The sequence below is a fragment of the Leucobacter celer subsp. astrifaciens genome (assembly GCF_001273835.1).
Lineage (GTDB): Bacteria > Actinomycetota > Actinomycetes > Actinomycetales > Microbacteriaceae > Leucobacter > Leucobacter celer.
Map to the genome: position 1 here is coordinate 1 of NZ_JHEI01000144.1, position 21,505 is coordinate 21,505.

The following is a 21,505-nucleotide window of genomic DNA, read 5'->3' on the forward strand; positions in this document are numbered from 1 at the left end:
CGAATGCGGGTGCTTCGGCGACCGCGGCTGCGACGGCTGCGGCCGATCCTGATGGTGATCCCGCGGCGAAGGCTGCGGCGAAGGCTGCGGCGCGTCCCGATGCGGAGTCGGCGGCGTCGGCTGCCGCTGACCCGAACGCTGAGGCTGCGGCTGAGGCTGCGGCCGACCCTGCGGCGTCTTCGTCGGCGTCTGCGGATGCGACGTCTGATCCGAACGCCGAGGCTGCTGCGGCTGCTCAGGCCGCCGCGACTGCTCAGGCTGCTGCGGCTGCTCAGGCCGCCGCGACTGCGAACGCATCGGCGGGCGCTGAGAGTGATTCGAACGCCAACGCAGCTCAGACCGCTTCCGCTTCGGCGAAGGCGAGCGCTGACGCCGATCCCGCGGCGAAGGCTGCGGCGAAGGCTGCGGCGCGTCCCGATGCGGAGTCGGCGGCATCGGCTGCGGCGGATGTGAGTGCGGAGGCTGCGGCGAAGGCTGCTGCCGACGAGCAGGCCTCGGCCAACGCGTCGGCCGACATCTCCAGCGGAGCCAACTCGTCCGCCGAAGGGAAGGCAGCGGGAGCACTCGCGGTGACCGGATCCGGCAGCAGCGGCCTCTGGGCTGCTATCGCTGCGGCGATCGTCGCCCTCGCGGGTGGTTCGGTGCTCTTCCTGAAGCGCCGTCGTTCCGAGAACCCGGTGATCACCGCGGAATCCTCGGAGTGATCGCTCGGGTGGGCACCCCACCAGGGTAGGCGCCCACTTGTGACCGCGTGCGGTCCTCCGTCCTGCAAGACGGAGGACCGCACGTACGCCGTTTTCCTACCAGCTGAATCGAGTCGGGCCCATGACCGTTACAGATATCTCTCCGTCACCGCAACTCATCGCCAACGTTGACGCGGACTCTCCAGGCGAGAGCGAGCAGAACGACACAACTGCAGCGCTCGGGCGGGGCGCACCGCCGGTTCTTCGCAAGCGGCCGATCGTCGTCAAGGTCTTTGCAGTGCTGGCGGTGGTGTTGACCGCCTGGCACGTATTCGCGTCGTTCCTGTGGATTTTCCCGCCTTCGCCCCTTCGGCAGCTCGCGCCGACAGGTGCTCTGTCGTCCTACATGCTGCCCATGTTCGGGCAGTCGTGGACGGTGTTCGCTCCAGAGCCGATCAATGGCGACTACCACTTCAACGTGCGCGCTGTGATCGCGGGCACTGGCGGAGAAAAGGCCGAGACGAAGTGGGTCTCCGCGAACGGCGCCGAACTCTCGTCTGTGATCAACAACCTCTTCCCTCCGCGTGCGGGTATCCAAGCGGAAGAACTGGCGTCGGACTACATGAATGCGTGGCGCAACTTGAACGGTCGGCAGCGTGACGTGGTTGCAGATGATCTGCTGGGAGAAGAATGGCGGCTCATGCTCACCAATGATCTCGAGGCTCTGAGCGTTGATGAGACGAGCACCGAGACCGATGCGGTACAGAGCCCGGTCGTCGTCGAGAAGTTTCTCAAGGTCGAAGGGAAAGCCATGGCGTACGCAACGCAGGTGGCGAAGGCCATGTGGGGCGATGACGTGATCCGCGTGCAGTTCCGCGTCAGCCGCCAGAATGTCGTGCCGTTCGCGGAGCGCAACGATCCCGGTGCTGAACGTCCGGAACCGAGCATCGTGCTCCCGGGCTGGCGAGAGCCGCACGTCGTGGAGGGGCAGGACGAAGAAGCATTCGCGCGGGTGTTCCAGAAACTGTACGAGGGCGACACGGGAGTCAAGGTAAGTCGATGAACGATACAACGAAGACCGTCGGTGAGACCGTTGCAGTGCCGCGCGGTTTCGTCTTCTTCGGTCGTCTCGTCAGCGCCGTCGCGCACCGTGCGCTGATCGCGATGCTGATTGGTTGGCGCGGCGCGACCTCATGGCTGTTCGACGCGAAACGCGCCCAGTACGGTCTCGCGGTCACCCGGGTGCTCATGGGGTGCAGCGCACTCGGACTGCTGCTGAGCAACTGGTCGACACGCCTGTACTCATTCGGCGCCGGAGCCGCATGGAACGGAGAACTCGCGGCACCCGTCACGGACTTCGCCCAGATGTGGGTGTTCAGCTACTTCCCCAGGATCATGGGGAACAATCTGCTCTTCACCCTGAGCTACCTCGGCCTCACCGCGCTTGCGGTTCTGGTGATCCTCGGATGGCGGTTCCGGATCGTGGGGCCGGTGTTCTGGGTGATGTGGGTGAGCTTCATCGAGTCCAACGACATGCTCGGTGATCAGGGCGACAACATGTTCCGGATCGCGTTCCTGCTTCTCCTGCTGACTGATGCGGCGTGCCACTGGTCCCTCGATTCCCGGCGGCGGGCTCGCAAGCCCTGGTTTGCCGAAGGAGGCGTGCCCAACCAGATCGCCACGGTCATTCACAATCTCGCGCTGGTCGCATTGATCGCACAGGTGGTCTTCGTATACACCTCCGGCGCGCTCTTCAAAGCCGGAGGCGCGCCGTGGCGGGAGGGGACCGCGGTCTACGATCCCCTCGCCACCCAGCGCTTCGGCACCTGGCCCGTTCTGGCCGACTTCCTCACTGCGTGGGGTCCCCTGGTGGCGATGTTCACACTCGGGTCGGTGTTCATTCAGGCCGCATTCCCGTGGATGCTGCTCAACCGCGTCACCAGGATCATCGCACTGTTCGGGATTCTCTCGTTCCACATCGGCATCGCGGTGCTCATGGGATTGCCCTGGTTCTCCCTCACCATGATCGCCATCGATTCCGTGTTCATCCGGGATCGGAGCTGGCAACGTGTATGCGCGGGGATACGCGGCCTCTGGGTCGGGAGTGCGCGCACGAGAGTCGGCGCAGGTCTCGGTGAAGGCTCGGATTCGTCCGGTCAACAGCGCCTGGAAGTAACGGTGGAGCCGCCTGCCCTGGAACGCAACGGCTCGGGCGCCGCTTCGGGAGCGTGAGATGACGGGCGCGCAACCGACGCGATGGCGACTCCTGCTGGGGGCGGCCGTGCTTGTCGCGGCATTGGGGGTTGGGGGCGTCGTGACCTGGAACACCCTGCTGAAGCCGTCCGCGCCGAGGTTCTTGACAAGCGACGAGGCAGAGCTCGTCGCGGTGTCCCGCTTCGCAAACTTCTCCGAAGGTGCACGTGAATTCCAATTCGAGGTGTCGCTCGAGTCGAGGAAGATCGCCGGCAGCGGAGTGTTCGACTACGTGTCAGGTGCGGGTATCGCCAGGCTCGAGGCTGAGGGGGAGGCGCCGTCGGTGGTCTGGTGGGATTACGATGTGCTTGGTGAGCTCGGCCTGCAGGACGACGACATCGACCTGGCTGAGGCCATCGATGAGTTCGGAGCGCGGAAGGACTGGCGCTTTCTGGCCCGCGAGGATGCGGTGAGTGGGCCGATCGGGGCCGTGCTCGTGTTCGTAGCCGGGTATGGATTCGATCGACCCGATAATCCGAAGCTCATCGAGCAGTCCGATGCCGTGTGGTTGGAAGCCACCGAGGTCGGCATCTGGGTGCAGCTCCCCTCGGCTGACGAGGTGCGTGCAGCGGGATCGGTCCCCGCGCAGAACCCGCTGCTGCCCTCGGTGCGGATCTCCCCCGAGGGGCGAGTGGAAGAAGCCCGCATCGGTCGCTCCGAGAACAGTTCTTCGACGATCCGGTACGGGGCTTCGAGCACGCTGAGGGTACCCCGTCCGGCGCCGGCTGAAGGAGGCGAAGCGAAGTGACGGGATCCGAATCGAGTCCGGCCCTCAGCCGCCGGACAGTGCTCGGTGCGCTCGGTGGCGGTGCGCTCGGCGGTGCAGCACTCGGGGCAGCCGCAGCGCGGGCGCTGGAGCGGGACGTCTCTTCTCCGCTGGCGTCGCCCACCGAAAACTCCGGTGGTTCGGAGCCGCCCGGAGCCGCAGCCCGCGTCGAGTGCGCGGGGGCGTCCCAGGCAGGTGTGGACCGTCCCTGGGCGCCACAGCGTCATGCCCTGCTGCTCGTGCTCGGGTGGGAAAGCCAGGAGCCCGCTCCGGAACTCGCGGCTCTGGGAGAGCGAATCCTCGAGCTTACCGGCTCCGGCGCCGGAAATCCTATCCTGCCTGATGGTGCTGGCGATCTGACTGTCACGGTCGGACTCGGCCCCGAACTGGTGAGGATCTACGGAGCGTCGCTGCCCGGAGGTGAGCCTCTGCCCCTGTTCCGAGACGACGAGAGGATCGAGCCGCAACGACTCGGCGGAGACCTGATGCTGCTGATCGCGGCCGATGATCCCGGTGCTCTCGACCCTGTGGCAGACGCCTTGCGCGTAACGATCCCCGGGGCCGAGTTGCGCTGGAAGCAGCGGGGTGCGCGGTCGCCCTCGGACGGACCCCGGGCTCGGAACCCCCTCGGGTTCCATGACGGTGTCATCGTGCCGCACGGTGAGGACGAGCTCACCGAGAACGTGTGGTTCGGGCCGCGGGATGCACGCGCCACCATCTGCGTGATTCGACGTTTCCGGCTCGATCGTCAGGGGTTTGCCGCTCTGCCGCTTCCTGACCGTGAGCGTGCGATCGGACGGGATCTCTCGGGGGTTCCGCTCACGGGCGGAGATCCCTTCGCGGAGGGAGACCTGCAGGCGAAGACCCCCGAGGGAGAATTCGTGATCCCAGCGCGATCTCATCTGCGAGCGGCCCATCCCTCTTTCACGGGGAGTCGTTTGATGCTGCGCCGGAGCTACGCGTATGACGACGGTGCTGATGATGCGGGCCTGCTGTTCATCTCCTACCAGCGGGACCTGCGGAGTTACGTGGAGACGCAACGACGCATGGACGAGGTCGGTGATGAACTCATGAGCTTCGCTCGTGCCACCGCGAGTGCGACGTTCTTGGTCTTGCCGGGATTCACGCAACGCCGGCCGTTGGGGAAGACGCTCCATGCCGACGAGTGACCCGAGCGACGCGAGTGATGCGGCTGCGCGGAGTTCGTCCGGTGATACGGGTGGAGAGCGCGGGGAATCCTCCGGTGTTGCGGTGCTCACCCGACGCTGCAACGGTGCAGTGCGGCCGACACTGCAGAAGCAATTGAGGGATGAAGGAAAAGATGACTGATATGCGAGGAAGCAAATTGAAGCGGGGTGTGCCGGCCGCGGTGCTGATGCTGATCTCGAGCGCGGTGCTGGGCCTTGTCTCCTGTGCCGCGCCACCGACGCAGGATGTGGTGCGGGTGCCGGAGGAAGCGGCGACCATCTCGGAAGCGATGGAACTCGTGGCCGAGGGTGGACTCGTGCTGGTGGCTCCGGGGACCTATCATGAGGAGGTCCTCATCAAGAAGAACGGTGTGACGCTGCGGGGCGAGGACCGCAACGAGGTGATCATCGACGGGGAAGGTCGCCGCCCTTACGGGGTCGTGGGCGTCGCGTCCGGGATCACGGTCGAGAACCTCACCGTCACGCGCGCCACCTTCTACGGGGTGCTCGTGACGGGAATGTTCACCGAAGAGGGAGGCCCCTCCGCGCGCGAGAACGCCGGCTACACGACCTTGGACCCGGAGGAGTTCCCGCCTCTGCAGCGTTTCCTGGTCGATCACGTCACCGCGACGAATAACGGGCTGTACGGCATCTACGCGTTCAACGCGCAGAACGGCGTGATCCGGGACTCCTACGCCTCGGGGTCCGCGGACAGCGGGATCTACGTCGGTCAGTGCCGCGAATGCGGGATCCTCGTGGAAGGCAATACCGCTGAGAACAATGCGGTGGGATTCGAGAACGCGAACGCATCGGACAGTGTGTGGATCGTGTCCAACGACTTCAGCAGGAACCGTATCGGCATGACGTTCCTCTCGAACTATCAAGAAGCCTTCGCCCCGCAGGAGGCCAACTGGATCGCTGGGAACACGATCTCCGATAACATCTCAGATCGATCGCCGTCCCATGCGCAGGGCGGGTGGGGGATCGGGGTCGGTCTCAGCGGGGCGAGTGAGAACGTCTTCGAACGCAACGTCATCACAGGCAACCCGGTGGCCGGGATCAGCCTCTCCAGCGCAGAGGACATCGCCTCGTCGGACAACCGTTTCACTGCGAATAACTTCGAGGAGAACGGTGTCGACCTGCTCAATGCGTCGAGCCGGCGTGCAGCCGCACACGGCAATTGCGTCGATGGTGAGGTGACCACGCTCCCGGCCGCGCTGCTGCTCGACTGCTCCCGCGCGCAGCCGAGCACCGAGGGGGAGGAGTCCAGGCCGGAGCCGCCGCCGGGGATGAGCTACCTCGAGGTGCCTCTCCCTCCAGAGCAGGAGAGTCTGCGTGCGACTGACTCGGTGCCGCCGGCGCTGCCGAACACTGTCGATCGTCCTCGTCTGGCCTCTATCTGAATTGGACGGGTGAGGGTTCCGGCCGGGTTTTCTGTCAACCGGTCGGTGGCAGAAGGGTCTCGGTCTCAGCGTCGTGCGCCTGCTCAAGCGCGAACGGGGCTCGTATTTCCAGTTCCCCGTGGAGGCACTCATGGTTCCACCGCCACACCCGCTCGCGCGCTGCCGACACTCGGGGCCGTATGTGCTGGGCATGATGGTTCCATCCTTGTAGAAAGATCGGAACTCGAACCAGGCCGATTCAGTCACACCCCAGCTCGGCCTATTCCTCTCCTGACATGTTCGCCGTGGGTTCGTCGCTCGCTCCGTCTTGCATCCTGAGCGCGGTCCCGACGAGCCGGATCTTGGGATCGACTGAAAGTCGCGTGAATATTCTTCGATCCGTGCGTCATGAATCCCAGATCTCGGGGAGTTAATAAGTGATCCCGCCTCTCGACCATTCCACACGAACTATAAAAAGAATACTCCTTATTCTTTAATATGTTATTCTATTGAATGGGTTGGGAAACGCAAAGGAGTTGCTTTTTCAACCCATTGCTGTTTTCTGACCCGCAGATTATGCACATTGCGTCGAGCGGGGCGAACTCGCTCGCATAGAAAGGAACAGCACTCATGAAGAAGTTCACTCGATCGGTACGCGGACGAATCTTCCTCGCCGTATCTGCGGTCGCCGTCTCAACGGTGACGCTCACTGCCTGCGGTGGGTCCGCGACCGTCGGAGCTACCTGGTAGTCGTCCCACTCTGGAATCACTGGTGTCTGACAAGGCGATGAGCCGCAGTCAGTCGACAGTTCAGTCAAAGGAGATCACATGAAAGCGTTCACCAGGTCATTTGCCGGCCGAGTTGCGTTTGTCGCTTCCGGAGCGGCGTTGATGGCGGTAGCGCTGACCGGTTGCGGCGTCACCCTAGGCGTCAGCTGGTAAGCACACCCCGAGGGTGCGCGGTCGCAGCTTGTGCGGCCGCGTACTCCTGGCCACGTGAAGAGAAGAGGGAACGAATGAACGCGTTCGTTCGAGGATGTCTGAACGCACGGGCGCTCGTCGCGCTCGTGAGTGTCGTGACTGCCCTGTTCGGCGCGTTCGCGCTCGCGCAACTGCCGCGCGAGTTGCTGCCGCCGATCCCCACTCCAGAACTCGCGGTGGTGACGTCCTTCGAAGGCGGCAGCACCGCCGTCGTGGATCATGATGTATCCGCGGTTATCGAGCAGGCGATCCGGGCGGTTCCGGGTGTGGCGTCGACAACGACCACGAGTGGTTCCGGGCTCTCGGTCGTCGCGGTCTCATTCGCGACCGGAACCGAGCCCGCGAAGGCGCTGCAGCAGGTGCAGCGTGAGGTGGATTCGGTGCGAGAATCGCTTCCTAACGGGGCCGACCCGCGGGTGCGCACGGGCTCGATCGACGATCTGCCGGTGATGCAGGCCGCAGTGACCGCTCCCGACGACTCCGCACCTTCGGCAGGCGCCCGGGCGCGTGTACTCTCCGATATCGGAAAGCTCGACGGGGTGCGCAGCGCCACGTTCATCGGGGCGGTGGCGCGAGAGATTTCGGTTGATCCCCGCTCCGACGACCTGCGCGCGCGGGGACTCACCGGAATCGACATCTCGCGCGCGATCCTCGCTTCGGGCCGCGCGGTGTCCACGGGAGAGGTGCGGTCCGATGGGCTCGTCACCCCGATCGAATCGGGGCAGTATCTCGGATCGGTCGAGGACGTCGAGCAGATCCCGATCGAGACGCCGGGCGGTGGAACGATCGCGCTCTCCGACGTTGCCGACGTCGCGCTGCAGGACGCCCCGCGCCGCACGATCGCCCGTGTCGACGGCAGTCCCGCGCTGCTGCTCTCGGTCGACAAGGTGCCCGAGGCGAACACGGTGGAGGTCGCGCGAGCGATCGAGCATGCGCTCGGCGAGCTCGAGGAAGACGGCGTTGTGCGCAGCAGCACGACGTTCAACCAGGCACCCGCGATCGAACAGGCGGTCGGATCCACGTCGGTCGAGGGTGTGATCGGCCTGGTCTGTGCAGGCCTCGTCGTCCTCCTCTTCCTGTTCTCCGTGCGGATGACCCTTATCGCTCTCATATCGATCCCTCTATCGCTGCTTGCTGCGGCCCTCGTGATGCAGGGGCTCGACTACACCCTGAACCTGCTGACCCTCGGCGCGCTGACCCTCGCCATCGGGCGCCTTGTGGATGACTCGATCGTCGTGGTCGAGAGCGTCGAACGGGAACTGCGCACCAACGCAGATCGCACGAGCGCGGTGGTCTCGGGTACGCTCGCGGTCGCGCGCGCAGTGCTCGCATCGACGCTCACGACCGTTGCCGTCTTCTTTCCGCTGTTGTTCGTCGAGGGGCCGACCGGTGCGATGTTCCGGCCGTTCGCGCTGACCGCGTCTGTCGCGCTGCTTGCGTCGCTGCTGGTCAGCCTGACGGTCGTGCCCGTGCTCGCCTTCTGGTTCCTGCGCGTCTCTCCGATCGACCCGGCGCGCGCGGTTCCTCGGCCTCCGGTGGCCGAACGCATGCGCCTGGTCATCGAGCGCGCGTACCGCCCGGTCGCCCGGTTCTCGGTGCACCGTGCGCCCGTCGTGCTCGCGCTCGGCGCGGTGACGGTGCTCGTCGCGCTGCTGCTCGTGCCGGGGTTGCCGACTTCCTACCTCACGGGCGTCGGGCAATCATATGTGACGGTGGTGCAGCAGGAGCGGCCCGATCTCGCGGTCACCGCACAGGAGGAGCACGCGGCGCGGGTCGAGAAGCTGCTCTCGAGCGTGGACGGTGTGACGATGATCCGCACGTCGATCGGCACCTCGGGCAACCCGCTCAAGGACGCTGCGCTCGGCGGCGGCGCCGGTCTCGCGAGCTACGCCCTTACGATCGAGGCGAACGCCGACCCCGCCGCAGTCTCGGCCGACGTGCAATCCGCGTTGGACGACACGCAGGATCTCGGCACGTTCAGCAGCGCGGTGGCGCAGGAGGTCGGGTTCGCCTCGGACATCGAGGTGAAGGTCACGGCGCTGAATGATGCGGACCTCGCCGAGGCGTCGTCCCGCATCTCCGAGGCGGTGGCCGAGGTGGCCGGGGTGCACTCCGTCAGCGACACGAGCTCGCCCGTCCTCAGCTCCATCGTGGTCGACGTCGACCGCGCCGCGGCGCGCAAGGCCGGGCTCTCCGAGGCTGACGTGACTGCCTTTCTCGATGCGGCGATCGATCGGCGCGAGGTCATGGACGCCACGATCGACGCGACGCTCACTCCTGTGATGGTGGAGCCCGCGCAGCCCGTCGCGAGCGCGGATGAGATCGAGAAGCTCGTGGTGCCGAGCCCGCGGGGGTCGATCGCTCTCTCGGAGATCGCCGAGGTGCGGTATCGCGATGCGCCCCTTGTGCTCCAGCGCTCGAACGGGCTCGACTCGGGAAGCGTGTTCGTGACGCTCTCGGGCGCCGACATCGGCGGGGGTGCCGCAGCGATCGCGGAGGTCATCGACGGCCTCTCGCTGCCCACCGGCACGGTCTCGGAGGTGGCTGGTGTGGCGAAGGATCAAAGCCGCGCGTTCACGCAGCTGATGCTCGCGCTGGGGGCTTCGGTGCTGATCGTCTACGTGATCATGGTCGCCGCGTTCCGGTCGTTGCTGCAACCGCTCGTGCTGCTCGTCTCCGTGCCATTCGCGGTGACAGGCGTGATCATTGCACAGCGTCTCTGGGGAGGAACGCTCGGAGTGTCGTCCCTCATCGGCGCGCTCATGCTGGTGGGAATCGCCGTGACGAACGCCATCGTCCTCGTGGACCGCTTCAACCAGCTGCGTGCGGAGGGCGTCGCGCCCGACGAGGCCGCGGTCGAGGGGGCGACCGCGCGCATGCGCCCCGTCGTCATGACGGCCGCGGCGACCGTTCTGGCGCTCGGACCGATGGCGCTGGGCATCACGGGTCACGGCGGCCTCGTCGCCCAGCCGCTCGCCATCGTGGTGATCGGCGGCATGGTGTCTTCGACTGCCCTGACACTCGTGGTGCTACCCGCGCTGCTGAGTCGAACTGAATCATTGCGGTTCGCGGGGCCTGGCGAAACGCGATTCTCATCAGGGCGGCATCGGGTCTCACAGAGGCGAAGGCGAGCGCTCGTACGTCGTACCTGCTTCATCTACCGGGGCCGCGGCCCGGATGACTCGCAGAAGGCGACTGGATGGCGGATGCGTACCGCTGCAGGCGAATACGATCTGCTTCTCCTGCACGGTGAGGTGCTCGAAGAGAGCACTGTCGGGATGCGTATCAGCCACCGTGAAGCGCGTCGGATGCTGGGATTGCGGTTCGAAGAAGCGCTCGGGCCGATGCGCGAGATCAGCGGTGGTTCAGCGCCCGTGACTCCGGAGAAGAGCGCTGGCGCGCGTTCGCACATGCAGCCGGTTGAATCTGGCGGGCAGGCCCCTCGCCAGAGTAGCCCTGATCGTGCATTCGCCGACATTGAATTCGTTTCGGACCAGTCCGGACAAGCGATATGGGCTGTGCTGCGCGAGACACCTGTGCCCCAAGTTGAGCCGTCAAATTTCGACGAGGCAGCCGAGGAGCCCGAACGGCCGGGGCAGTCCGAGTTGCTCTTGCGTTACGAGCAGGAGTCGCGCCACGGCCTTCTCTTCCGTTTGGAAGGCAATGAACCGATTCTATCCATGGCACCTGCACTCGTCGGGCGGGCTCCGGCGGAAGCCGCGGGTTACTCTGCCGTGCACCTGCCGAGCCCTGAGAAAGTGGTCTCGCGAACGCATCTGTTGGTCGAAGCAGATGCGCTCGGGAGGCTCTGTATCACCGACCTCGACTCAGCGAACGGCACCTGGGCCGGCGGGCGACAGCTGTTGCCCCATTTGCCTACGATCCTTCCGAGTGGAGCCGATATCCAGATCGGTGAGTCACGGATGCGTGTCGAAGTCCTCGCAGCGGCACCGAGTCGCGCAGTATGAAGGCCTCCTGGGGCGATCCTTGATGAACTGTAAGAGGCTCCGCAAAAGGTCTTGCGGGTTGAGTGTCGAGGTTCGGCTCGACAGGGTCAGCGCAGGCGTGGGATCGCGATGTGTCCAGATAGGACCGGCCAGGACTGCTGCGCCGCTGTCTGCCGCGCAGCTATGCTCCGCTGAATCGGCGCCGGCTTGATCGGCAAGACCCCGTGTGAGTGCGAAGAGACAGTGCAGTACGCCGAGAACCTCCATCGGCATCGTTCATCTACGAGAAACCCTCGGGCTATAGGTCCTTGCGGAGCGGGCCGACCTCCGCTGAGGTCACGACGGCAGTCGGCGCAGTGCGTCGAACCCCTCGACGTGCAGACCCGCGAGCGAAGGCGAGAACACGACGAGTGCCAGGTGCTGCGGCCAGTCGCCCTGCAGACACGCGTTGAGGACTGGGAGCAGGATGTCGTGATCAGGGAACAGGTCTGGTGCGAAGTCGATGAATATGCAGTTCAGGCCGATCGGGACGTCGCGATGCGTCAGGTGCTCGAGTGCTCTGCTCGCCTCGAAGCCGACCCGCACCTCGCAGTAGGGAGCGTAGTCCTCCGCCTGGATGTCATTGGGCAAGAGGACCACCGGCCTGCACCACGGGTCGGCGGTGGACGCCGAGAGGACCCCCAAGCAGTCGTCGGTCCACTGATCGAGAAATTCGCCCGTGTACAGAATCTTCTGCGAGCTCCGGGACTGGGGGTTCAGATGCGCCACGTCAGTACTCGCCAGGGCCCCTGAAGCGTGCCGTCGACCGCAGCGGCCGCGTCGATCTCATGCGAATGGAGCGGGTAATCCCGGTTGCGGGGGAGACGCTCGAACTGAGGAGTGGGGTTCATGGCGGGGTGGGAGCTGCCTTTCGATGGGTATCCGCGGTTCTACTCCCTGTCTCCTGAGCCGTAGCTCCGGAGACCCCAGCGATATCATAAAGCAAAACCCGGCCTCAGAGCCATCGTATGTCGCAGCTGAGAACGAAGTCGTCCCTGCCGGCGCAGCGTGCGCAGCCGGGTCGGGGTCACCCGGGGTTGGGGTGTACGTCGATCAGATCCGGGAGCTCTCGGAGAGCGCGGTGCCCGCGCTTGTCGCGGTCGCCGGCGTCGACGTGGCGTGCGGGTTCCCCTCGCCATCGCAGGACTACCAGACGAGCGAGATCGACCTCAACGAACATTTGATGCCGAACCGGGTCAGCACGTTCCTGATCCGGGCGCGCGGGAACAGTATGGTGCGGGCCGGGATCTTCGACGGTGACGAGCTCATTGTCGACCGGTCGATCCGGCCAGAGGACGGGCATGCGGTGGTCGCGGTCGTCGACGGGGAGATGACCGTGAAGCGGCTCCGCATCCTCGATGGTGGCGGAGGAGTGGTGCTGTCGGCCGAGAACCGCCGGCATCCCGACATCGAGATCGCTGCGCTCTCGGACCTTCGGGTGTGGGGTGTGGTGATGAGGAGCCTGCACCGTGTCCTCAAGGGTGAACGCATGATCGCGCCCGTGGACTGCGAGTCGTTCTATGCGTCCTGTGAGCGGGTCTTCGACCCGTCGCTCGACGGTCGCCCGGTCGTGGTGCTCTCGAACAACGACGGCTGCGTCGTTGCCATGTCGCGCGAGGCGAAGGACCGCGATATCCCGATGGGGGACGCCCTCGTTTCAGCTGAAGAACTACGCCCGCGTCGCCGGCGTTGTCGCCCGCTCGAGCAACTACGAGCTGTACGGGTCGTCGTCGACGCGGGTGTTAGAGATCATCGGCCGGTACGCCGCCTGGCAGGAGGTGTACTCGATCGACGAGTCCTTTATCGGGCTCCGCGGCACCGTCGACGAGCTCGTCGCGATCGGGCACGAGATCCGGGCCGAGGTGCTCCGATGCACCGGGATCCCGGTGCGTGTCGGCATCGGCCGGTCGAAGACGCAGGCGAAGCTCGCCAGCCGCGGTGCGAAAGCCGACCTCTCGCTCGGCGGTGTCTGCCACCTCGGCGCCTACCCGCCCGAGTGGCTCGACCGGATCATGGCGGGTACTGAGGTCACCGACCTGTGGGGCGTTGCCGGCCGTACCGGGAAGAAGCTCGCCGCCATGACCATTCACACCGCACGAGATCTCCGCGATGCGGAACCGAAGTGGATCCGGAAGAAGTTCTCGGTTGTGCTCGAGCGCACCGTGTGGGAGCTGCGCGGGATCTCCTGCATCCCGCTCGAAGAGCAGCGCCCTTACAAGGACCAGCTCATCTACAGCCGGATGTTCTCCCGCCCAGTGTCGGAGCGGGACGAGATGCAGCAGGTGCTCTCCATCTACGCGCAGCAGGTCAGCAGCCGGCTGCGGAAGCAGGGCCAGGTCGCCGGGGTCGTGTCCGCCTGGGCGATGACGAGCTGGCACTCCAAAGGCCCCTCGCACTCCCCGCACGTCGCCGTCGGCCTGCCCACGGAGTCCGACGAGCCGATCGCGATCTCGAAGGCCGCGGGCGCGCTCCTCAAGCGTCTGCAGCCCGGTGTCGCCTACGTGCGCGCTGGCGTCGTTCTCACGGCGCTGCGCCCCAAGGACGCTCGCACCCCGCTCTCGCTCTTCGAGCCGGAGTTCGAGGGGCGCCGCATCGGGGAAACCCTCGACGCGATCACCCAGAAGCTCGGCCCCGGCACGATCGGCGTCGGCCTCGGCGGACTGAAGGGCGCGCCGGTGTGGACGATGCGCCGCGAGATGCTCTCCCGGCGAGCCACCACCCACTGGGACGAACTCTGCGAGGCCCGAGCATGAGGATCCGATCAAGCAGCGACTTCGGGGAACAGCGCTCCCGATACTATGCCGAGCACGCGGAGCAGGTGATCGCGGAGCTCGACGCCCAGTACGCGCGCGGCGAGATCGAACGCCACGCCTACCTCGAGAAGAAACGCGGCCTCGTCCGCCTCTTCTTGAAGGCCACGACCGAGCCGAAGCGGCGGCGACACGTCGAGAACTACGACGGCGACTGATGGGATCTAGCCGGTGCAACGCGGGCGCCCGGGACTGTAAGTAGAGCGGTGTGACTTGTTAGCAGGGTGCCGTCGCGCAAAGAACTCACCACCGAGCGGATAGGCTTGTTCGATTTTTCCGGATTCGGATCGATTGCTTTTCGAACCCGTACCCCGAGCTTTAAAGTTCAGTCGAGAAACGTGTGCATCTTCACGCTCGCGCACGATCCGCCCAACCATCCATGTCAGAGGGAGTACGCCCTTGTCAGTATTGTCCGCCCTGTTCCACGCCAGAACGAGGATTCCAGCGCTTGCAGTTGCAGCTGCGCTCGTGTTATCGGGGATGACGTTCACGGAGAATGCGGCCCACGCAGAGGACGGTCCGGTTGCTACGACAGCGCCATCCATGACCAGCGGGACGGAACCATCGGCGGATCAGTCGACGCAGCCCGAGGGTGCATCATCAGAGGATCAGGCACCGCTCAACGAGGCCGCCCCGTTCGAGGAATCCGAGACTCAGATCGAGACGCCTGCGCCAGGCACCGGTTCTGTAGACGCCGCTGAGCCAGACGATGCTGAGGAAAGCATCGTGGGGATGAACGACAACCATGGTGACGCTTCTTTGAGTCTCAACGCTCCGGCCGGTGCTGGAACAACCCGCAACGAGAAGGAGCCGAACAACGACCGCAACCGGGCCAACAGCCTCCCCCTCGGCGACACCATGAAAGGGTCACTCTCAGGATGGAACGACTCCGATTGGTTCTACACCACTATCCCGAGTGATGGACAACTCAATCTCAAGTTCACCTTCCCGTCGAATGTCTCGGGAGCGGCCTATCGAGTGCTCGTCCATTCGGCTACTTCTGACAACAGTTACCAACACCTTTTCGACGGAGGCGACTCAACGGGCAAGAATACTTCCGTGCCCGCCACGCTGCTGCCCCCAGGGAGGGCCTACATTCAAGTCGAGCCCGGGAGCATCAACAGTTCGGTGTGGGGCAAGACCTATCAACTCAGCGCAACACACTCGCCGCTGTCGAAGGTTGAGACCGAAGGCAACAACGACTTCGGCGAAGCAGACTTCGTGAGCCCCGGATCCACCATCTATGGATCGGTCAACTGGAGCGACGAAGATACCTTTGTCATGAACACTCCCCGAAGTGGCGACGGACTCGTCAAACTCACTTTCCCGAAGAGCGCTTCGGGAAACACCTACCAGGTCGAGATCTTCGACGCTTCCCAGAACCAGTTGAAGTATTTCCAGCTCAACGGCAGTCACGCGAGCGGCGCATGGCTCGCATCGCAAGACATTCACTTCCCCAAGGGGCAGGTATTCGTCAGGATCAATTCGAGCAGTCCCTCTGCACAGATCAATGACCGCCGATACGCGTTGACACTGGGATTGCAAGCGCCGGTCAGATTCGTCGATGTTCCTAGGAGCCACAAGTTCTTCACCGAGATCCAGTGGATGTACGACAGCGGCGCAAGCACCGGCATCAAGACGAGGAAAGGGCTCGCCTACCTGCCCAAGGCCCAGGTGACCAGGGAGGCGATGGCGGCGTTCCTGTATCGCCAGAACGCACCCAAAAACTACAAGCCGAAGGGCCAGCACTTCGCCGACGTGCCCAAGAGCCACAAGTTCTACAAGGAGATCGAGTGGATGTACACTTCGGGTCTCTCCACCGGCATCAAGCAGGGCTCAAAACGTGTCTACAAACCTAAGGACAACGTCTCCCGTGAAGCGATGGCCGCGTTCATGTATCGTCTGCAGGGTCCGAAAACAGGTAAAGCGCCTTCGAAGGCACCGTTCACTGACGTGGCACGCACCCATAAGTTTGCGAAAGAGATCGCCTGGATGAAATCGAGCGGTCTTTCCACAGGCGTGAACACGTCCAGTGGTAAGGCCTACCAGCCCAAGAAACGCGTCTCGCGAGAAGCGATGGCAGCGTTCCTCTACAGAGCCAGGTAACCCCGGTCTCACCCGGCTCTTCCTGAAGGATACGACTGAGCCGAAGCGCCGGCGGCTGCACGTCGAGGGCGGCGACGGTAACTGATGGGAGGCCGCTGGTGCAACGGAGCGCCCCGCATTCTGTGAGATGCAGGGGCGCTTCTGTACCCCGGATTGTGTTTACCAGGGGTTCTCGTTCTCGTCGGGTTCGGTACCGGGGTCTGCGAGGAGTTCGATGAGCATGGCCGACGTGGAGTCTCGGTTGTCGATCCACCATTTCGCGCGCCCGATCTTCCGTGCGGGCTCGAGGACTTGGTCCTCGAAGTCGTCCTCGCTGTGCTCGCCTTCCTGGACGAGACCGGTGTAGGCGTCGCGGAGGAGTTCGTATCTCACGCGTGTCGCCCACGGGACTTGTTTGTCGCTGCCGCGCAGGATCGGGAGGCGGGAGCGCTCTTGGTCCTCGGCCGCGGCTTGGGCGAGGGCGTCGCGTTCGTTCTGGATCTCTGTGGAGACTTTCCGCTTGGACGACTTCCGGTAGCAGTCGAAGCAGGGGCGGGATGCCCACCATTCCGCTTTCCCTGCGCGCTGCCGGCCGGCACGTCGGAGAGGTCGCGGTCCCCCTGGTGTCCGCACTTGTGGGTGATGGCGAAGATCGTTGGGATGCTGCTCATGTCGCGTTCCGTTCCTGATGTCGCGTCGGGTGAATCGTGTCGTGTTTGATGGAGGGTGAATCTATCCGGAAGGAACCCCCGGCATCATGCCCGTCCCCTACCCAGCAGAACTCCGTGAACGCGCGGTTCGGCTCGTAATTGAAGCCCGGCAGAACCCCGCGACCCGTGATGGTGCGATCACGAGGATCGCGAAGCAACTCGACCTCCTCCCTGAGACGGTCCGGAAATGGGTACGCCGTGCCGAGATCGACGAGGGCATCCGACCCGGCACGACTAGTGAGGATGCGGCCCGGATCACGGAACTCGAGCGTGAGGTACGTGAGCTGCGTCGGGCGAACCAGATTCTGAAGAGCGCGTCGGCTTTCTTCGCGGCGGAGCTCGACCGCCCCTCACGATAACCGAGAAGACCGCGTATATCGACGCGCATCGCGCTCGGTTCGGGGTCGAGCCGATCTGCCGGGCCCTCGAAAAGACACCGGCCCAGATCGCCCCGTCCAGCTACTACGCCGTGAAAACACGACCGCCGTCGGCGCGGCCAAACGTGATGCAGAACTCTGCACGAAGATCTCTCGTATCCATGCCCAGAACTACGACGTATACGGGGTACGGAAAGTGCATGCCGCGCTCCGGCGGGAGGGTGAACGTGTCGCGGAATCGACTGTGCGCAGGCTGATGAGGCAACTCGGTCTGCGAGGTATCTCGCGAGCAAAGGGGCCCAGAACGACGAAGCCTGCGCCAGAAACCGGCCGGCCCCTGGATCTGGTGAATCGACAGTTCGTAGCGGACCGCCCGAACGAGCTCTGGGTTGCCGACATCACCTACGTCAGAACGTTCTCGGGGTGGGTGTACGCGGCGTTCGTGCTCGATGTGTACTCGCGCATGATCGTCGGTTGGCAGCTCTCCACTCGCCTCTACACCGATCTCGCGCTCGACGCGCTCCGCATGGGCATCTGGCGACGCGAACGCGCCGGTCACGACCTCGCAGGGCTCACGCATCACAGCGACAGGGGCGTGCAATACCGAGCCATTCGCTACACGGAACGGCTCGCTGAATGCGACGCGGTCGCGTCAGTCGGTTCCAGAGGTGACTCGTACGATAACGCGATGGCCGAAGCGCTCAACTCGCTCTACAAAGCTGAACTGGTGCGTAACCGGGGACCCTGGGCCTCGATCAATGACCTCGAGATCGCGACCGCGGAATACGTGGACTGGTGGAACGAGCGCCGACTCCACGGGGAGCTCGATCAGCGACCACCGGCCGAGGTCGAGGCTGACTACTGGGTGATCTGCCAGCCCTCACTTGCTCTGTCCCAAACCAACTAAAACACTCTCTACAAAACCCGACACTTGACACAGGTCGCACTCGCTGCCTGACACAGTTGTCACCTCAACGTGCACCAGACCCCAGATCACTACGAGTGGGGCGGGGACTTGACGCTGGAGTGCTTCCCATGCGGCTTGTGACTCGGCCGAGCACCATTGCCACGCTAGCGGGGTGTGCTGTTCGTCGGTCGCGATCAGGAGACACCAGGACCCGATGTAGGTGCCATCGATCAGGACGTACTTCGGTGGGATCGTGACCGTGGGCAGTCTAGGGGTGATGTTCCAGCACCAGCCGGTTTGGTCGCGGAGGGAACGGCCGGTGAGGCCGTCGGTTTCTGCTTGGGAATGTTTCCCGAGGAGCCAGGTGAGGAATTTGTCGAGCTGGTGTTTGCGGGTCACGTCGTTGCGTTTCCGGACGGAAGAGGCTTTGCAGTGTGGGCATTGCCAGCGCTGGGTGCCGGCCGCGGTTCTTCCGTTCTTCACGAGCTTGGTTGCGCATAGCAGGCAGTGGGTCGTGTTTGACGATTCCGGCACAGTTAAGGGTGTCGGAGCATAGTGATCCTGGTTTTATCGCGTGATTATGCGGCTAGATCAGGATTCCATCCACACGTTTCTGCCGATAACCCGTGAATCAGGCGATAGTCATCCATCTTCATGGGGGTTTCGCCGGCAAGCCGGCGCCACACCCACAGATATGACTTGCCGATTCGGCGCGCGACCCAGGCTGGATCACGGTCTTCGCGTTTCAGCAATGCCTGAAGCTCCGTTCGGGCTTCATCGTTTGAGGGGGGCATGTTCAAACCGTAGCATAAGTGGAACGATGTCGTGCCAACGGAATGAAATAGTGCAGATTTACGTATTTCACTCGGACCCTTCCATTGGCGCAGCTATTCTGGGGGTATGGGTGAGCCGAAGTATGAAGCCTCAGAAGATCAACAGATCTCGTATCGCGTCAACCACTTGATGTTTATCAACAGGCGCGTCTCGGGTAGGTCGGTCGCGCTCGCGATTGGAATTTCGCATACGTCGTTCAACAACAAGCTCGGCGGCAGTAGGTGGACTGCGCAAGATCTCATTCGCCTAAGTGATCTCTTCGGCGTGAGTCTCGACTACCTTGTGGGTCGAGAGCCTTTGGAATCCGCGGTTCCCGTAAACCAGGAAACCCCCGCCGCTTCCGCGACGGGGGTTTCTGCGGGGCTCATTACTCCCCCTGGTGACTCGTTGGTAGCTGAGGCGGGGCTCGATCCCGCGACCTCACGATTATGAGTCGTGCGCTCTAACCAGCTGAGCTACTCAGCCATGCTCCCCAAGGGGAAAACAAGCCAGAGCCCCGAGCCAGGATTGAACTGGCGACCCCTTCCTTACCATGGAAGTGCTCTACCACTGAGCTATCGGGGCGCGGCCACCCTGCGGTGACAACCGTTAGAGAATAGCACTTTTTGCGGGGCGATGCGAAATCCGCGAGCGCCGGGCATGTTCGGTGCTGGGCCTAGGCTAGAGGGGGTCGAGGAGAGGAGTTCTGGTGAGCCGGATCGTGGCGATCGTCGGGGTGGTATTGGCGCTGTGGATGGCCGTGGGTCGCTGGGCGTTCGGCATCGGGGGATCGCTGACGTGGTGGTATCTGCCCACTATCGGGCTCGTGTTCGTGTGGCTGCAGATCTGGCTGGCGCGGCGGCTGCGGGTCACGCGGGATCGCGGTCGTCGCACGAGCCGCAGCACGATCGTCACCCTGATCCTGGCATGGCTGTGCGCGGTCGCCTTCGGGCTGACGGTGCCGGATCTCACCGCCGACGGCCTCGTCTCGATCCTCAGCCTCGCCTCGGGATCGGCGTTCTCGGTTGAGATGTCGATCGCGCTGTGCAACCCGTTCGGCATTCTCGCCTTCGCCCTGGCCATCGCCTCGCTCGGCTTCGCGTACGCCGACACGCGCGACCCGAAGCCCGAGGAAGACGAGTACCCGGGCGAGACCGAGATGGCCCCGCATCCGCTGGCGTAGGCGGTCTGCTCGGCTCCTCCGCCAAACTCGTCAGAAGCTGTCGCCTCGCGGCCGGTTTGGCGACATCTACTGACGCGCGAAAACGAGGTTAGGGTGGGGCTTGCTCGCGCCCTGAGCGCAGGGCGGAACGGGCCCGATCAGTGGTCGACGGTGCCGTAGAGGCGGTCGCCGGCGTCGCCGAGCCCCGGCACGATGTAGGCCTGGTCGTTGAGGCCGTCATCGACGGCGCCGAGCACGAGCGTCACGTTGCGGTCGCCCGCGGCCTCGCGGATCACCTCAACGCCCTCGGGGGTGCCGAGCACGCAGATGGCGGTGACGTCGTCGGCGCCGCGGTCGAAGAGGAACTGGATGGCGGCGGCGAGCGATCCGCCCGTCGCGAGCATGGGATCGAGCACGAAGCACTGACGGCCCGCGAGCGACTCGGGCAGGCGCTCGGCATAGGTGGTGGGCTGCAGCGTCTGCTCGTCGCGCACCATGCCGAGGAAACCGACCTCGGCCGTGGGCACGAGCTTGACCATGCCCTCGAGCATGCCCAGCCCCGCGCGCAGGATCGGCACGATGAGGGGGAGCGGCTCGCTGAGGCGAACGCCCGTGGTCGGCGCTACGGGGGTGAGGATCTCGTGCGGCTCGACGTGCACCTCGCGAGTGGCCTCGTAGGCCAGCAGCGTCATGATCTCCTCGATGAGCAGCCGGAACGTGGGCTGAGGAGTCCTGGCGTCGCGAAGCACCGTGAGCTTGTGGGTGATGAGGGGATGATCCGCAACGAAGACTCGCATGGGCCTATCCTATTGCCGTGACCCTGATCCCTCCATCGCAGGCCGAGCTCGCAGCCATGGGGCGCGCGCTCGAGGAGGCGCGTCGTGCCGCGGCCGAGGGGGAGATCCCGGTGGGGGCGATCCTGCTCGACGCCGCCGGCGAGGTGATCGGCTCGGGCCGCAACGCCCGCGAGGCGGTTCCGGATCCCACGGCCCACGCCGAGGTGCTCGCGATCCGGGAGGCGGCGAGCCGGCGCGGTGACCGGATGCTCGACGGCTGCACGCTCGTGGTGACGCTCGAGCCCTGCGCGATGTGCGCGGGAGTCATTCTCGCCGCGCGGGTGCCGCGGCTCGTCTTCGGCGCGTGGGACGAGAAGGCGGGCGCCGTCGGCAGCGTCTACGATCTGCTGCGCGATGGCCGGCTGCCGCATCCCGTGCCCGAGGTGGTCGCGGGCGTGCGCGCCGAGGAGTGCGCAGCGCTGCTGCGGGAGTTCTTCGAGGCGCGCAGGTAGGGCGCGGGCTTCGCCGGTCGAGCGAGGCGAGCCGGGATCGCGGCTTGGACGGATCTCGGTTTCGACTCCCTCCTGCGTCGGTCGCTCAACCGGCGGAGCGGTGGATCCTGCGACT

The 21,505-nt window shown here is 64.7% G+C and carries 16 protein-coding genes, 2 tRNA genes, 3 pseudogenes and 1 other annotated feature; of the genes and pseudogenes, 15 read left to right on the top strand and 6 right to left on the bottom strand.

All coding sequences use genetic code 11. The features are described 5' to 3' along the window. From AMS65_RS14955 to AMS65_RS14985, 7 genes are all read left to right on the top strand, one after another. Nucleotides 1-704 (top strand): LPXTG cell wall anchor domain-containing protein (locus tag AMS65_RS14955; protein WP_157502331.1); only part of this gene is annotated, 704 nt, incomplete at its 5' end. Nucleotides 705-825: 121 nt separating this feature from the next. Further along, on the top strand, nt 826-1,746 hold the full coding sequence (locus AMS65_RS14960) for a DUF5819 family protein (protein WP_241489470.1): 921 nt from the start codon (nt 826-828) through the stop codon (nt 1,744-1,746). Beyond that, on the top strand, nt 1,743-2,915 hold the full coding sequence (locus AMS65_RS14965) for an HTTM domain-containing protein (protein WP_053384987.1): 1,173 nt from the start codon (nt 1,743-1,745) through the stop codon (nt 2,913-2,915). The genes AMS65_RS14960 and AMS65_RS14965 overlap by 4 nt, the downstream gene beginning before the upstream one ends. 82 nt (nt 2,916-2,997) lie before the next feature. Next, a complete protein-coding gene (locus tag AMS65_RS14970; RefSeq protein ID WP_157502333.1) occupies nt 2,998-3,684 on the top strand; it encodes a hypothetical protein in 687 nt (228 codons plus the stop codon). Next, on the top strand, nt 3,681-4,871 hold the full coding sequence (locus tag AMS65_RS14975; protein WP_053384989.1) for a Dyp-type peroxidase: 1,191 nt from the start codon (nt 3,681-3,683) through the stop codon (nt 4,869-4,871). Before AMS65_RS14970 ends, AMS65_RS14975 begins: the two co-directional genes overlap by 4 nt. 152 nt (nt 4,872-5,023) lie before the next feature. After that, nucleotides 5,024-6,292 (top strand): right-handed parallel beta-helix repeat-containing protein, encoded by a 1,269-nt coding sequence (locus tag AMS65_RS14980; protein WP_162231775.1) that lies wholly within the window; start codon nt 5,024-5,026, stop codon nt 6,290-6,292. A gap of 995 nt (nt 6,293-7,287) precedes the next feature. Then, nucleotides 7,288-11,220 carry an efflux RND transporter permease subunit gene (locus AMS65_RS14985; protein ID WP_053384991.1) on the top strand — a complete coding sequence of 1,311 codons (3,933 nt, stop codon included), beginning with the start codon at nt 7,288-7,290 and terminating at the stop codon, nt 11,218-11,220. Between the two features lie 315 nt (nt 11,221-11,535). Here the strand turns inward: AMS65_RS14985 and AMS65_RS14990 are convergent, their stop codons facing one another. Next, nucleotides 11,536-11,829, bottom strand: coding sequence for a hypothetical protein (locus AMS65_RS14990; RefSeq protein WP_157502335.1), 294 nt, complete (start codon nt 11,827-11,829; stop codon nt 11,536-11,538). 466 nt (nt 11,830-12,295) lie between these two features. Between AMS65_RS14990 and AMS65_RS19990 the strand changes: the two are divergent. The 5 genes and pseudogenes from AMS65_RS19990 to AMS65_RS19150 all read left to right on the top strand — a co-directional run. Further along, nucleotides 12,296-12,712 (top strand): annotated as a pseudogene (locus tag AMS65_RS19990) (LexA family protein); the annotation flags it as partial. Next, nucleotides 12,692-12,820: pseudogene (locus AMS65_RS20480) on the top strand (Y-family DNA polymerase); the annotation flags it as partial. The pseudogenes AMS65_RS19990 and AMS65_RS20480, both read left to right, overlap by 21 nt. After that, nucleotides 12,759-13,991, top strand: a complete 1,233-nt coding sequence (locus AMS65_RS20485; protein WP_368664699.1) for a Y-family DNA polymerase — start codon at nt 12,759-12,761, stop codon at nt 13,989-13,991. The pseudogene AMS65_RS20480 and the gene AMS65_RS20485, both read left to right, overlap by 62 nt. Beyond that, nucleotides 13,988-14,206, top strand: coding sequence for a hypothetical protein (locus AMS65_RS15005; protein WP_053384994.1), 219 nt, complete (start codon nt 13,988-13,990; stop codon nt 14,204-14,206). The genes AMS65_RS20485 and AMS65_RS15005 overlap by 4 nt, the downstream gene beginning before the upstream one ends. 385 nt (nt 14,207-14,591) lie before the next feature. Further along, complete coding sequence (locus AMS65_RS19150; RefSeq protein WP_162231777.1) at nt 14,592-16,154, top strand: S-layer homology domain-containing protein; 1,563 nt, start codon at nt 14,592-14,594, stop codon at nt 16,152-16,154. Nucleotides 16,155-16,313: 159 nt separating this feature from the next. Here AMS65_RS19150 and AMS65_RS19155 read toward each other — a convergent pair whose 3' ends face one another. Continuing rightward, the gene (locus tag AMS65_RS19155; RefSeq protein ID WP_053384996.1) at nt 16,314-16,526 is read right to left on the bottom strand and encodes a hypothetical protein; all 213 of its coding nucleotides are present in this window, start codon (nt 16,524-16,526) and stop codon (nt 16,314-16,316) included. A 364-nt stretch (nt 16,527-16,890) separates the two neighbouring features. On the opposite strand from AMS65_RS19155, the pseudogene AMS65_RS15025 reads away from it, so the two are divergent. After that, nucleotides 16,891-18,127: pseudogene (locus tag AMS65_RS15025) on the top strand (IS3 family transposase). After that, nucleotides 17,163-17,297, top strand: a sequence feature (AL1L pseudoknot). It overlaps the preceding pseudogene by 135 nt. On the opposite strand, the gene AMS65_RS20850 reads toward AMS65_RS15025, so the two are convergent. From AMS65_RS20850 to AMS65_RS15035, 3 genes are all read right to left on the bottom strand, one after another. Beyond that, complete coding sequence (locus AMS65_RS20850; protein ID WP_449405306.1) at nt 18,101-18,661, bottom strand: transposase-like zinc-binding domain-containing protein; 561 nt, start codon at nt 18,659-18,661, stop codon at nt 18,101-18,103. The pseudogene AMS65_RS15025 and the gene AMS65_RS20850 sit on opposite strands and share 27 nt — an antisense overlap. Nucleotides 18,662-19,349: 688 nt before the next feature. Continuing rightward, nucleotides 19,350-19,426 (bottom strand) — tRNA-Met (locus tag AMS65_RS15030). 27 nt (nt 19,427-19,453) lie between these two features. Next, nucleotides 19,454-19,525 (bottom strand) — tRNA-Thr (locus AMS65_RS15035). Nucleotides 19,526-19,649: 124 nt separating this feature from the next. Here AMS65_RS15035 and AMS65_RS15040 point away from each other — a divergent pair. Beyond that, nucleotides 19,650-20,123 (top strand): hypothetical protein, encoded by a 474-nt coding sequence (locus AMS65_RS15040; protein ID WP_053384998.1) that lies wholly within the window; start codon nt 19,650-19,652, stop codon nt 20,121-20,123. A 137-nt stretch (nt 20,124-20,260) separates the two neighbouring features. Here AMS65_RS15040 and upp read toward each other — a convergent pair whose 3' ends face one another. Beyond that, on the bottom strand, nt 20,261-20,899 hold the full coding sequence (upp, locus tag AMS65_RS15045) for a uracil phosphoribosyltransferase (protein WP_053384999.1): 639 nt from the start codon (nt 20,897-20,899) through the stop codon (nt 20,261-20,263). A gap of 56 nt (nt 20,900-20,955) precedes the next feature. Here upp and AMS65_RS15050 point away from each other — a divergent pair, with 56 nt between their 5' ends. Continuing rightward, entirely contained in the window at nt 20,956-21,390 is a 435-nt protein-coding gene (locus AMS65_RS15050; RefSeq protein ID WP_053385103.1) for a nucleoside deaminase, read from the top strand. The last annotated feature ends 115 nt before the right edge of the window (nt 21,391-21,505 follow it).